The 14004-nt window shown below is 53.2% G+C and carries 10 protein-coding genes; 7 read left to right on the top strand and 3 right to left on the bottom strand.

All coding sequences use genetic code 11. The features are described from left to right. Positions 1-33: 33 nt before the first annotated feature. The 3 genes from VV869_RS19700 (at position 34) to VV869_RS19690 (ending at position 4296) form a co-directional block, all read left to right on the top strand. The gene (locus VV869_RS19700) at positions 34-1314 is read left to right on the top strand and encodes a carbohydrate porin (protein ID WP_337736629.1); all 1281 of its coding nucleotides are present in this window, start codon (positions 34-36) and stop codon (positions 1312-1314) included. A gap of 136 nt (positions 1315-1450) precedes the next feature. After that, a complete protein-coding gene (locus tag VV869_RS19695) occupies positions 1451-2389 on the top strand; it encodes a MalM family protein (protein WP_337736628.1) in 939 nt (312 codons plus the stop codon). A 101-nt stretch (positions 2390-2490) separates the two neighbouring features. Continuing rightward, complete coding sequence (locus tag VV869_RS19690) at positions 2491-4296, top strand: alpha-amylase family protein (RefSeq protein ID WP_337736627.1); 1806 nt, start codon at positions 2491-2493, stop codon at positions 4294-4296. Between the two features lie 71 nt (positions 4297-4367). Here the strand turns inward: VV869_RS19690 and VV869_RS19685 are convergent, their stop codons facing one another. After that, positions 4368-4517 (bottom strand): hypothetical protein, encoded by a 150-nt coding sequence (locus tag VV869_RS19685; protein WP_337736626.1) that lies wholly within the window; start codon positions 4515-4517, stop codon positions 4368-4370. A 475-nt stretch (positions 4518-4992) separates the two neighbouring features. Between VV869_RS19685 and VV869_RS19680 the strand changes: the two genes are divergently transcribed. The 3 genes from VV869_RS19680 (at position 4993) to VV869_RS19670 (ending at position 10496) form a co-directional block, all read left to right on the top strand. Further along, positions 4993-6165, top strand: a complete 1173-nt coding sequence (locus VV869_RS19680) for a potassium/proton antiporter (RefSeq protein WP_337736667.1) — start codon at positions 4993-4995, stop codon at positions 6163-6165. 202 nt (positions 6166-6367) lie between these two features. Continuing rightward, the gene (gene malE / locus VV869_RS19675; RefSeq protein WP_337736625.1) at positions 6368-7549 is read left to right on the top strand and encodes a maltose/maltodextrin ABC transporter substrate-binding protein MalE; all 1182 of its coding nucleotides are present in this window, start codon (positions 6368-6370) and stop codon (positions 7547-7549) included. Positions 7550-7664: 115 nt separating this feature from the next. Next, the gene (locus VV869_RS19670; protein WP_337736624.1) at positions 7665-10496 is read left to right on the top strand and encodes an amylo-alpha-1,6-glucosidase; all 2832 of its coding nucleotides are present in this window, start codon (positions 7665-7667) and stop codon (positions 10494-10496) included. 230 nt (positions 10497-10726) lie between these two features. On the opposite strand, the gene VV869_RS19665 is transcribed toward VV869_RS19670, so the two are convergent. Both VV869_RS19665 and malK read right to left on the bottom strand, forming a co-directional pair. Further along, a complete protein-coding gene (locus VV869_RS19665; RefSeq protein ID WP_337736623.1) occupies positions 10727-10906 on the bottom strand; it encodes a hypothetical protein in 180 nt (59 codons plus the stop codon). 170 nt (positions 10907-11076) lie between these two features. Continuing rightward, entirely contained in the window at positions 11077-12186 is a 1110-nt protein-coding gene (gene malK, locus VV869_RS19660; RefSeq protein WP_337736621.1) for a maltose/maltodextrin ABC transporter ATP-binding protein MalK, read from the bottom strand. Positions 12187-12816: 630 nt separating this feature from the next. Here malK and malE (VV869_RS19655) point away from each other — a divergent pair. After that, positions 12817-13998: a maltose/maltodextrin ABC transporter substrate-binding protein MalE gene (gene malE, locus VV869_RS19655; protein WP_261604281.1), complete on the top strand. Its 1182-nt coding sequence runs from the start codon at positions 12817-12819 to the stop codon at positions 13996-13998. The last annotated feature ends 6 nt before the right edge of the window (positions 13999-14004 follow it).

The raw sequence follows: 14004 nt of genomic DNA, 5'->3' as shown, positions 1-14004 counted from the left end.
CAGTCGAATACAAAAATTAGAAGGGACATTCCTATGAAACACAAGTTAGTACCTGTAGCAGCGGCATTATTGACAGCACTTGCTTCCGGGCAAGTTGCAGCGGAATCAGCAACGGATGTTATTTCTGATGGTTGGGAAGTACATGGTTACGGCTCGATGAATTATCGTATGGTCGAGGGTGAAACCATTGATACCGAATATGGCAAGCCGGATTATAAATCGGCAGGCACGCACGGTAAAAGTACTAACCAAGTCGAATTCGTTGTGAAGAAACACACGGAACATCAAAATGGTGTTTGGTCTGACTTCGTGGTTCGTTCCGAATTCGGTAATGGTAACTCCTACGCCTACACTTCTTCTGGCAGCCAGAAAGAAAACACCAAAGCCCAGTTTGAAGTGAAAGAAACCTTTGTTGAAATCGGTGGTTTGCCGTACCTGGGCGACGACACCTCGATTTGGGCGGGTCAGCGTTACCTGAACCGTGCTGCGGGTCTGCTATCTGGTGAGTTCTGGAAACAGTCTTCTGGTGTGGGTGCAGGTATCCAGACCAAGCTGGGCGGGAATACTGCGGGTATCGCAGTGGTCTCGGCTGACCCGGATGCAGGTAAAGCTGAGCCAAATGACGAGCGTAGCACGCTGACGTCTCTGGACTTCTACTACTACGGTGTGGAAGCACTGGGCGGTCGTTTTGACTTCGACCTGAAACTGATGTCTCAGGCAAACCAAGAGTCTGATTCTGACAGCGGTATTGGCGCGGCGATTACCTATAACCGCGACTACTACGGCCTGGATGGCTGGACACAAACGGCGATTGCTTACGGTGAAGGCATTGCCCAAAATCGTGGTGTGAACTTCGGTGGCTGGAGCGGCGGTAACGACGACGCGCAGTCTCTGTTCATCACTTCATACGGTGTGCTGAACATTACTGACAAGCTGCAAATGGGTTCTGAGCTGACTTACATCGGTGCTCTGGACCAGTTGTTTGGTGCAGAAGATTTGAAACGTTACCTGATTGCGGTTCGTCCATCGTACAAAGTGAACGATAACCTGCGCCTGGAAATGACGGCATCTTACGGCCATGAAGAAGGGAAAGATGGTTACTGGAAGCGTACGGGTGATGCGGTAGAAAGTGATATCTACAACCTGGAACTGGCTTCTGCCTTCACCGTGAACGCAGATTACTTCGGCCGTCCGCAAATCAAACCATACGTGAGCTATGTGAAAGCGGATGATCAGGCAAGTGCGGATATCATCGGCATCAAGAGCGGCGACAACGATGTAGTTGTGGGCGTTCATACTGAAATCTGGTTCTAAACCGGTTCAGGATCAAGGCAGCCCTCGGGCTGCCTTTTTGAGTATGTATCTATGCCTTTTTGCTGGCGTTCTGAAAGCCATCACCAGAGAATGCATACATAGATACCCAAGTGTCGTTTCGGGCAGGAGAACAAAAATGAAGATGATAAAAACCACGCTGGCTGCGATGCTGGTCGCGAGTTTACTGGGTTGTGCGGCTTCCCCAACAGCCAAGACCGATAAAACGATGCCCGGTACAGCCAAGCCCGTGTCCATTTCACAAGCCCCGTGTTGTGAGTCCTTCCGGGAGTTTGCCTGGGTGCCGATGCAAGGGGATGAGATTGATTTCGTGGTGGATGCGTATTCACAGGTGGGCCAGTTTGAGGAGGGTAAAAGCTATTTTTCCGCCTTTGCTCTACCGGCCAATGTGGAACGGATGCAGGTCACGCTCAATAGCTGGATGAAATCGGAAGGGGTGTTCGCGCCGAAGGTCTTGCTACTGGACCCGAATTTCCAGCCGGTTAAAACCATTGCCCTGGATGAATTTACCGTCGCCCCGTCGAAGATGTTCAGCCTGAGCAGCTATCAGCACCGATTCACGATGGATCAGGCAACGACGCCGTACCTGGTGGTGTACTCGCCGCTTGAGTACCGAGAAGAGGCCATTACTATTCCGCACCCGGAGCGTCTTCGCGCCGAAGAACTCGGTCTGGCACGGCCGATGGTCACCGACCCGGTGATTGAGCATCAACGGTTCGGCTCTTTAACACTGGATCTGAAGGCGCTGAACATGCGGGCATACCGTGTTGGAGAGGTGCAACCATTGCCTCAGCCAGTAGCAGTACCAGCAACTGCACCGATATCAACAGCTGTGCCTGCGCCGATACCAACAGCTGCGCCTGCTGCGAAGCCTGTTGCGGCGCCGGTCACATCAGGCCCAGCCATGCTGGCGGAAAGTGAAACCTTCTATAACACTCAGATCAAGGCGGCTGTAGCGCGTAATGATATTCAAAAAGCCCTGAGACTGATGGAAGAAGCGAAACGCGCCGGATCGACCACCGCAGAAGCGACCTTCATTGAACTGATGCAAAAGTAGCGCGCGAACAGCGACATTCCTTTTGATTGGAACAGGCAGGGCTTGGCGCTGCCGGTTCCAATATCTTCTTCAATCTTTTAGCCTGCCTGAGTCATACGAAAATGAGTCATCTCAACGCTGCCAGTACAAAGCATAAATATGTGGTCTACCAAGTGTTTACCCGGTTGTTCGGGAATAAAAACCGCACCAATAAACCCTGGGGAACGCTCGAAGAGAACGGTGTCGGAAAATTCAGTGACTTTACCGACACGGCGCTGCAAGCCATACGGGAGTTAGGCGTTACACATTTGTGGTACACCGGTGTGCCGCATCATGCGCTGGTCGGCGATTACAGCGCGTTCGGGATCCAGCCCGATCACCCGAGTGTGGTCAAAGGCCGTGCCGGCTCGCCGTATGCCGTGAAAGACTACTACAACGTCAACCCGGATTTGGCAGATAATCCGGCCAACCGCCTAGCTGAATTCCAGGCGTTGATCGCACGCACGCACCGCCATGGGTTGAAAGTGGTGATCGATATCGTGCCCAATCACGTCGCGCGTCGCTACCAGGGACTCACCAACCCGGAAGGGGTGGAAGACTTTGGTGCCAATGATGACACGAGCCTGGCGTATCATCGCGACAATAATTTTTACTACATCCCGAAAGAAGGGTTTGCGGTGCCGGATGCCGCCGACGGCCATCAGCCGCTGGGCGGTGAGGCACATCCGGCAATGGCACAGCCATACCAGGAATATCCGGCCAAATGGACCGGGAATGGTTCCCGCCTGGCCAAACCGGCTTTTGACGATTGGTATGAAACGGTCAAGGTGAACTATGGCGTGCGGCCAGATGGCAGCAAAGACTTTGCTGAGCTGCCACCGGGATTTGCCGGGCAAAGTGCGCAAGCCCATGCCGCATTCTGGCAGGTGCAGTCGGTGCCGGATTCCTGGCAGAAGTTTCGGGATATCGCGCTCTACTGGTTGGCGATGGGAGTCGATGGTTTTCGCTATGACATGGCCGAGATGGTGCCGGTTGAATTCTGGAGCTATCTGAACTCGGCCATTAAGCAGGTCAATCCGGATGCCTTCTTGTTGGCTGAGGTGTATCAGCCGGATTTGTATCGCGATTATATTCATCTCGGCAAAATGGATTACCTGTATGACAAAGTCGATCTGTACGACACCCTGAAGGCGGTCCTCCAGGGCCATGGCTCGACGGATGCCATCGCGGTAGTTCAGGAGCAGATGCTGGATATCGAACACCACATGCTGCATTTCCTCGATAATCACGATGAGCAGCGTCTGGCCCACGAAGCGTTTGCCGGGGATGCCCGCAAAGGCAAACCGGCGATGCTGGTGTCGGCAACGCTGAGTAGCTCGCCGACCATGGTGTACTTTGGCCAGGAAGTGGGGGAAGCGGCAACCGAAGATGCCGGGTTTGGTCTGAAGTCCCGCACCACGATCTTTGATTATTTCGGGGTACCTAGCCATCAGCGTTGGATGAACGAAGGCCGCTTTGACGGCGGGCAGTTGAGCGATGCCGAAAAAGAACTCCGTGATTTTTACTGTCGTCTGCTGAATTTCAGCCTGGAGAGCTCCGCCATGCTGGGCGAGTACCGGGAAATTCACTGCGACAACCGTGCGTCGAATGCTGCCTATCCGGAGTCTCTGTTCTGCTTCAGTCGTTATGACGGCGCGCAGCAGCTGTTGATGGTGGCAAACTTCGCCGATACGGATTTGGGCTCTGTGCCAATTCAGCTATCACCGTCACTGGTTGATAGCTGGCAGCTGCCGGATGGAGAGTATACGCTGGTCGAACAGCTCTACGGTGATGAGCGCATACCGCTTCAAATTGCGCAGACCCGGGGGGAGATTGTGGTTCGGATGCCGGCACTGGGTGCGAAAATCTATCTGCTGGAACGTCGCTGAGACGGAACGCACCTTCAAACCTGAGGTTGATGATGAGAGCCGCTGACCTGAATGCAGCGGCTTTTTCATGCTTATTTTTTGTAAGGTTGATGATCATCGGCGGGGAAGTAAGGTGTACACCAGCCGCGATCCTGGATATACCAGGTGCAATGACCCGATGCCATCGCGAGATTTGCAAACAGTAAGCTGACAGCAATGAAGAGTGCTTTTAGTTTCATCATTCATCTCCTCGACAAGTGTGACCGCTTCTCAAATGAACCCATTTCTTTTGCGCGGTCTGACACAAAAGCCTGTCTGTTGGCATTAAGTCTAGTCGCATTCTTCTGGCGATGAGTCATCGGCAGTTCTCTATACTGAGTGAATAAGCGGAACAGGGCGTATGATGTCTGTAATCAATATGTCAGTTTTACTATGATTTGGTCATTCCTCGCTTGAAGCGTCTGAAATGATCGGTTTTGATGGGTATGGTTTGTTTTCTATTGAAGTGAAAGGGTTTATCGCCAGGTTTTTTGGGTTTATGAAAGGTTATCAAGTAGTTAACCATGCGGAAAAGCGATATTTTTTATCAAATTATGTGTTTTATCATAAGTCTGAATTAAAAATAGGATAAAGTGGGTAAAATTTACTTTTAGCACGTTTGCAGATAGGAGCGGCGTATTGAATACGGAGTTGGGCCTACAATTGACGACAGAGTTGGTGATGTTTGGAATGGCGGCGCTGATTGCGCTGGGGATTTTATTGCACCAGCCGTCGAAAAACCTTGGCGTCCCTTCGTTGTTGATTTTTATTGGCATCGGGCTGCTGTTTGGCAATGGTGAATTTAATTTCGTTTATGACAATCTGACACTGACGTCATTGATCGGGACGATGGCACTCAATGTCATTGTTTTTGTCGGTGGGTTAAATACGTCAAAAAAGAGTATCGCCGTCGCATACAAAGAAGGCGGAATTCTATCGACCTTGGGTGTGTTGTTCACCACGGTGATTTTTGGCGGCATGCTTTATTTTATCGTCGATTTTGATTTGCTGACCTGTCTGTTATTTGCTGCGGTCGTGTCATCAACGGATGCCGCTGCCGTGTTCTCGATTCTGGAGTCGAAAAAACTCAAGCTGAAAGAAAATACCGACACCGTACTGGAGTTTGAATCGGCCACGAATGACCCGGTTGCCTTGCTGCTGGTGGCGATTCTGACGGAAATGATCCTCAGCACCGGGGCCACGAAAACGGCCACTGACATTGGTCTGGAGCTGGCGCAGCAAATTCTGGTCGGTGGCCTGATCGGTTATCTGGGTGGCTTGATGTGTATCCGGTTGTTGAACCGGATCAAACTCGAAGAGTTCGGTTTGATCCCCATTTTCATCCTGGCCTGTTTTGTAATGTCGGCCTACGGCAGCGATCTGCTGGGCGGGAACATTCTGATTGCTTCGTATATTGCAGGGGTCATGATTGGCAACGAGTTAAAGCGGGGCAAAGTTGTCAGCCGCCATTTCTTCAACAGCCTCTCCTGGCTGGCACAGGCGTTGATGTTCGTGATCCTCGGCTTGCAGTTTTTTCCGGCAGCACTGGTAGGCGACATGCTGGTGGCGATTATTCCGGCGTTGCTACTGATGTTCATCGCTCGGCCGTTGGCAATCTTTCTTAGCTATGTCCCGTTTCGCAAGGCCAGTTTGCAGAAGCGTCTCTTTATTTCGGCGATTGGCCTGAAAGGAGCGACCCCGATTGTGTTTGCCTTGATCCCGGCTGCAGCCGGCGTGCCCGGCGCACAAACTATGATGCACATGGTGTTCTTTATTGTGCTGATCTCGGTGTTTGTCCAAGGGGGGGCGATCGATCCGCTGGCGAAGAAATTGGATCTGAATCAGTCCTGATCCTCGGTCGGGAGAATGAAAACGGCGAAGGGAAATCCTTCGCCGTTTTTGTTTGTCCTACAAACTGTGTATCGGTTCACAGTGTTGCCCGAAACTGCCGGGGGGCGTAGGGCGGAGGAGGATGCTCATCCTGGGGGCGGAGGAGGACAATATAGGGGTTCAAAAACAATAACTAACTGACTCTCAATAACGGAAATCGACTATGAAACGTGTTCTGAAAACGCTGACTCTCTGCTCTTTGACCACTGCTTTGGCATTCCCGTTTGCCGCCTCTGCGATGCAGGAAGGCGAACTGCTGATCTGGATTAATGGCGATAAAGGTTACGAAGGCCTAGCTGAGGTGGGGCGTCAGTTCGAAGAAGATACCGGCATCAAGGTAAACGTCCAGTATCCGGAGTCGCTGGAAGCCAAGTTCCAGCAAGTGGCTGCGACCGGTGGCGGTCCGGATATCATCTTCTGGGCCCATGACCGTTTCGGTGGCTATGCCAAAGCCGGCTTGCTGGCGGAAGTGAACCCGTCAGCGTCCTTTAAACAGAAGCTGGTTGATTTCAGCTGGGATGCAGTGACCTATGAAGGCAAGCTGGTGGGTTACCCGGTAGCGATTGAATCCCCGTCACTGATTTACAACAAAGACCTATTGCCTGAGCCGCCGAAAACTTGGGAAGAATTATATGCTATCGACAAGGCGATGAAAGCCAAGGGCAAGACCGCCATCATGTGGGATGTGAAGAATGCATATTTCACCTGGCCGATGATCTCTGCCAACGGCGGCTATGCGTTTAAGAAAACCGAAACCGGTTTTGACGGCAAGCAAGTTGGGATCAACAGCGACGCCGGCGTGGCGGGCCTGAGCTTCCTGGTGGACTTGGCCAAGAAAGGTGTGGTGTCTCCGGACATGGACTATGCGGTTTCCGAAGCCGAATTTAACAAAGGCAATGTGGCCATGACCATCAATGGTCCCTGGTCGTGGGGCAACCTGGAAAAATCGAAGATCAACTATGGTGTGGCGGTCTTCCCGACCCTGAACGGCGGTGCTTCTAACCCGTTTGTCGGGGTGCTGAGTGCCGGGATCAACGCGGCCAGTCCGAACCAGGATCTGTCAGTGGAGTTTCTGGAAAATTACCTGCTGACTGATGATGGTCTGAAAAAGGTCAACGATGACAAGCCACTGGGTGCGGTGACGCTGAAGTCCTTCCAGAACGAGCTGGCAAAAGACAGCCGGATTGCCGCAACCATGACCAACGCACAAAATGGCGAGATCATGCCGAATATTCCGGAAATGACCGCTTACTGGTTTGCTGAAGGCGCGGCGATTGAAAACGCACTGAATGGCCGCCAGAGTGTGAAAGATGCGCTGGATACAGCGGCCAAGCAAATCAAGTAGCAGGGATTTCACCTGAGTGGATACAATGCGCAGCTTGCTGCGCATTGTGCGTATTTCAGGCCGGTAGATTGCGGACTTGCGATTCCGGCTTGCTGGCAAGAAGGATAATGAAGACGTGAACGGGTTAACAGCGATGCCATACAGCGAGACGCTGTATGCAAAAGGAACCTTCAATGGCTGGGGCAATGATACGCCGATGCATTACATGGGCGACGGCCAGTATCAGGCCGTGATTTGTCTGCCGGCCGATCAGCATAGTTTCAAAATTTCCGACCAGGCAGGAAGCGAGCACCTGACGTTTTCAGCCGACAAATACAAGGCCGTGCCGTGCAGCGTCGATCAGGCTCAGGCTCTGGTTCCGGCCAAGGGGATCGGGAATGATCTGACGTTTCTGGCCCCGGCGACCGGGCTCTATACCCTGACGTTGACCGTGGCCGATGGCCATGCGCCGTCGCTGCTGATTCGCCTCGGCGGCGAAAATCGTGATGCCGCGCCGGAGCGGGCACTGTATTCCGGTGAATTTCAGATCACGGCCGGGCAGGCTGCCCTGCAAGGCAAAGCAGCGTCGGTACTGGCGCCGACTGAACTGTTCCGTCAGCTGGCAATTTGCGAGACGGCTGCCGCGCCGTTTGTCTTCGGCGATAATGTTGACGGCTATTATGAAGGGGCGACCCATGGCTTTGTGGCTGCGGGAAAGTACCGCCATCAGCAAGGCTGGTATCTGGGCACTTTCGCTGCCTTCGTTGGCGATCAACTTTTGGATAAAACAACGGCCAGTCAGGCGGATATCCTACCGTATGGCGTCACTCACCATTTCGACTCGGGAGCCAGCGACACCCTGATGTTGCTGTCCCAGCAACGGGCTGCAGCCCTGACGGTTCGCGCGGCTCAGCCGGCGACACTGGCTATCGCGCCGCAGTTGAACCTGGCGATCAATGCCTCAACGGTCAAAGCCTTTGAGGGCGGGGTGGTGTATGCGCTGGTGCCGGAATTGCGGCAGGAAGCGACGCCGTCATTTATCGCAATCACGGCCAACCGGCCGTTCCGTTGCCGTGAAGTTACGTTTGCTGAGGTCCCGGCGCTCAATGAGGTGGTGCACCTGAGCGGCAGCCATGTCAAACCGATGCTGGAATCCCTGGCGCCTGAAACGCAGATGACCGTCTATCTGACGTTTGCCCCTAGCGAAGAGGAAGCGATTGCCGCCGCGCAAACCCTGGTGGCGGAAGATGGCTTTACCGGTCATCAGCAGCAGGTGTACGACATGCTGACCCGATCGTACCTGTGGACGTCGGACCCGGACTATAACCGGGCGCTGATGTGGGCCAAAGCCTCGGCAAAAGTCTTTGTGTCCAATGAATACGGGAAGGGGATCTGGGCGGGTTTGCCTTGGTTTAAGGATTGCTGGGGGCGGGATTCGTTTATCGCGCTGTCGGGCACCTGTCTGGTGAACGGCGATTGTGAGGATGCCCGGGCGATTATCGACAACTTCTCAACCATGCAGCAAACCGATCCGGCCGATATCAACTTTGGCCGCATCCCGAACCGGGTTACCAGCCTGACCAACATGATTTACAACACCACGGACGGCACGCCCTGGATGGTCCGGGAGGTCTGGGATTACCTGCGCTACAGTGGCGATGCGGACTATGCACGGACGATCTATCCGGTCGTTCAGACCTATATTGCTGGCATTGAGAAAAACTACCTCGACGCCCATGGCCTGATGACCCACCGGGATCCGGATACCTGGATGGATGCCAAGCTGGAAGGCAAGCTGCCGTGGTCGGCCCGTGGTAACCGGGCGAACGATATTCAGGCGCTGTGGTATACCAGCCTCAAGGTGGCAGTTGAGTTGGCGCGGCTGAATGACGACCGCGATGGCGAGCTTCATTATCAACAACTGGCGGATCGGGTCCAGGCCAGTTTCCAGGCGCTGTTCTGGGATACCGACCAGGAGATGCTGGCCGATCGCCTGCACGCAGATAACAGTCGTGACCTGCAGGTCCGGCCGAACCAGCTGATGGTGCTGACCGTGCCGTTTGAGGGCGACCTGCTGGAGAAAACCATCGGGGCTAAAGTGGTCAAAAATGCGGTCAGCGAGCTGCTGTTCCCGTGGGGGATCACCTCGTTGTCGCAAAAGGATCCACACTTCCACCCGTATCATGCTAACCGGGCGGAGTATCACAAAGATGCGGCGTACCATAACGGCACGATCTGGGGGTGGAATGCAGGCTTTACCGTCAGCAGTCTGATTGCGTACGGCTATGCTGATTTTGCCTACCAGCTGACCCAAAACCTGTCGCAGCAAATCCTGACCTTAGGCCATCGCGGTGCCATGAGCGAAAACCTGGATGCATTCTTAACTGAGCAAGGCGCGTTGACGACGTCCGGCACCTACGCGCAGGCCTGGTCAGTCTCTGAGTTTACCCGCAACGGGTATCAGGATTATCTGGGATTCCGACCCGATCTGATGGCGCGCCAGTTGACGCTGGCACCTTGCATACCGTCGGCCTGGCAGACGTTTGATGCGGTGTTAAGTTTCGGCCAAACGCAAGCGCAAGATGACCCGGCATCGCTAGAGGTTCGATTTGAGCGCCGTGGGGCGCAGCAGGTGTATCAGTTGCAGCTGAATGTCTCGGCTGTCGGTGCCGCTGCCGGTGTCGAGCAACTGGCGCTGATCCTGACCGGTGCTGACTATGCCAAATACCGGTTGGTACTGCCTGCTGACATGCAACGATTGACGGTGAGTTTTGATCCGGTCACCGCCAAAGCGGCAGTGAACGGGATGGAGGTTACGCTGGCATGTCTCCAGCCAAGCTATCAGGCGGAGATGGGGCAGCTTTGCTTTGCCGAGCCGGAGACCGGGCGAACCTTCCCAGTGTTGCAGTCACCGCATGTTCTGCAACGTCTGGTAGAGCGCAGCGACCTAGCCCAGGCGACGGACTAAGGTACCGATATTAGGCCAAGGACATCTTCTCGGCCAAAGTACAGGTATCCTTTCGCGCGATCTCATCAGGGTTTGATTCGATGATGGCGCAGGTCATCGCCATGTAAAATCGCCATGCAAAAGCGCAGCCTTCGGGCTGCGCTTTGTATTGGGTCGTCGGTTGCTTTCCCGGTTGCTTGGTGGTCGGGCAGCATTACTGGCGGTGCCAGTGTGGAAGCCGTGGTTTGCGGCTACTCGTCTAAAAACACTTTGTCTTCAATCGAATAAGGCTCGTTGTCGTCGTACAGGTGTGTATCCCCCTTTAACTTTTTGACTTTCGCTTCAAGTGCTTTGGCCTCCTGATAGTCACCTTCCTGATACGCCATGTAAATGCGTTGCTCGAGATCTTCAATTCGGTCGTGGCTGCTCATCAAATGATCCTCCATCAACGATTCGTTTCTCTCAACCGGGTTTCAAAGACAGCGGTCTGTCCGACCGGCATCTTTAAGTTTAGCTGTGACCGGCAGTGAGGGCATAAAAAAGCGCTGCTCGTTTGAGCAGCGCAACAAATGAAAGTAAGGGAAAAGGAGGGAATCAGATATTAAACGCCCGGCTCCTGGTACAGGCGGCGGCAGGCACGGCCGTCGCTGTGGAACAGGTGGCAGCGGTGCGCTGGGATACCGACTTTGTAGCTATCTCCGACTTCGACCGGCAGCGTATCCGGGCGGCGGTAGATGAAATCAGCGTCCATATGTTCCAGGTTCAGGTAGGTTTGGGTTTCATAACCCAGTTTTTCGACCACCTGAACTTTGCCCTCAACGCAGGCATCGCCTTCGTCACAAGGCACCAGGTGCTCTGGTCGGATCCCCAGAGACATGCGATCGCCTTTGTTGACTGTGGTGCCGTCAACCGGGATCCAGAAGCTTGCACCGTTCGGCAGTTGCACCATCACGCGCTCGTCTTCGACCTGTTCAATCGACACACTCACGAAGTTCATTTTCGGCGAGCCGATGAAACCGGCGACAAAACGGTTTTGCGGGTAGTGGTACAGCTCCAGGGGTTTACCGACCTGGGAGACATAACCGCCATCCAGGACCACGATTTTCTGGGCCATGGTCATGGCTTCGATTTGGTCGTGGGTGACATAAATCATGGTGCAGCCCAGTTGCTTGTGCAGTTTGGCAATTTCGATCCGCATCTGCACCCGAAGCGCCGCATCAAGGTTAGAGAGCGGTTCATCAAGCAGGAATACATTCGGCTGGGAAACCAGGGTACGGCCAATGGCAACACGTTGGCGCTGGCCACCGGAAAGGGCTTTCGGTTTACGCTCAAGCAAGTGGCCCAGTTGCAGAATATCCGCAGCGTGGTCAACACGCTTCTTAATTTCTGCTTTGTCGGCTTTGGCCAACTTCATCCCGAATGACATATTGTCGAACAGGTTGAGGTGTGGGTACAGCGCGTAAGACTGGAACACCATGCCGACACCGCGCAGGGATGGCGGGACGTCATTCATCCGCTCTTCGCCGATGTACAGGTCCCCGGAGGTGATATCTTCCAGGCCGGCAATACAGCGAAGCAGCGTTGATTTACCACAACCTGACGGCCCTACAAAAACCACGAATTCGCCTTCAGCAATATCGAGATCAACATTTTTGGATATCAGGTTATCTCCATATGCTTTACATACATTTCGTAACGTGACACTTGCCATCAAGCCTATTCCTCTAAGTTCGTTGTTGCCTGCAAGGTACCTTGCGTGGGAATGATATTCATGCTGTACCTTGCCGGTAAAGAATTTTTCGGCAGTAGAGAAGAAAAAGAGCGGGTAGCGGATATTCACTCAGGCAGTGGAATGAATCGCTACCCTGACTAAAGCCGGACTACTTACTTCCCCAAGAAGTAGTGCGGTACTGTCGTTTCCAATAAAAAAGAACAAACTGTGAAAGTAAATTGCATCGTGCAAACAGTTAAAACATCTTCATCTACCCCATTGGGTATGGTGCTATTTTTACCCAGCTCAACAGGGGAAACATCCTCCTTGCGAAGAAATTCGCAGGGGGATGAGGGGGGGAGGAGTGCTTGGATCACACTTTGCTGTTAACTCAGCTGATGTTGCAATTTGAACGCAGTACCATGTGCGTTGCATCACAATCAAGTGTCGTTTTTAGATCTGCATCACTCATCGAAACGACAGAGATCACGCTTTCAAATCTGAGGGTTAGGGGGCGTAGGACTCAGGATGATGTTGAGTGCTGATTACTGGTGGATGATACAGACTGCAAATTGCGCTGACAGAGATGACTCTGCAGCAGACAAATAACAATCACGAAGGATGTTAATAATGAAGAAAGTCCTCAGCACTGTCGCTTTTTGTACCCTAGCCGCACTTGGCTCTGTAAATGCACACGCCGCGATTGAAGAAGGTCAACTAACCATTTGGATCAACGGTGACAAAGGCTACAACGGCCTGGCCGAAGTGGGTAAGAAATTTGAAGCAGACACAGGGATTGCGGTGACGGTTGCGTTCCCGGACGGCCTGTCTGAAAAATTCCCGCAAGTTGCTGCTGCCGGTGACGGCCCGGATATCGTGTTCTGGGCACATGACCGCTTCGGTGGTTATGCCAAATCCGGCCTGCTGGCAGAAATTAAGCCGTCTCAGGAAGTGAAAGACAAAATCATCGACTTCACCTGGGATGCCGTGAAATACGACGGTAAGTACATCGGCTACCCGATTGCGGTTGAGGCACTTTCTCTGATTTACAACAAAGACCTGGTTCCGAACCCGCCGAAGAACTGGGAAGACATGGAAGCGCTGGATAAGAAACTGCAGAAAGATGGTAAGAAAGCCATCATGTGGAACCTGAAAGAACCGTACTTCACCTGGCCGGTTCTGTCTGCAGACGGTGGTTACGCGTTCAAATTCACCGCTAACGGTTACGACGTGAAAGATGTCGGTGTGAATAACGCCGGTGCCAAGCACGGTATGAACTTCATCAAAGCGCTGATTGACAAGAAAGTGATTTCACCAGACATGGACTACAGCATCTCTGAAGCGGAGTTCAACAAAGGTAACGTGGCGATGACGATTAACGGTCCTTGGTCATGGGGCAACGTTGAGAAGTCCGGCATCAACTACGGTGTTACGGTTCTGCCGAAACTGAACGGCAGCCCGTCTAAGCCATTCGTCGGCATCCTGACTGCGGGGATCAGCTCTGCATCACCAAACAAAGATCTGGCGGTTGAGTTTATCGAAAACTACCTGCTGACCGATGAAGGTCTGGGCATGGTGAACGATGACAAACCTCTGGGTGCCGTGGCACTGAAATCGTTCCAGAGCAAACTGGACAACGACTCACGCATCGCTGCGACCATGGATAACGCCATGAACGGCGAAATCATGCCGAACGTGCCTCAGATGACGGCATTCTGGTATGCCCAGGGCAACGCGATTAAAAACGTAGTTGACGGCCGTCAGGATACAGATGCGGCACTGAACGACGCTGCCCGTCACATGCTGAAGTAATCTTTT

This window comes from Photobacterium sp. MCCC 1A19761, from assembly GCF_037389125.1.
Taxonomy (GTDB): Bacteria; Pseudomonadota; Gammaproteobacteria; order Enterobacterales; family Vibrionaceae; genus Photobacterium.
This window is presented reverse-complemented; position numbering and strand designations above follow the sequence as displayed.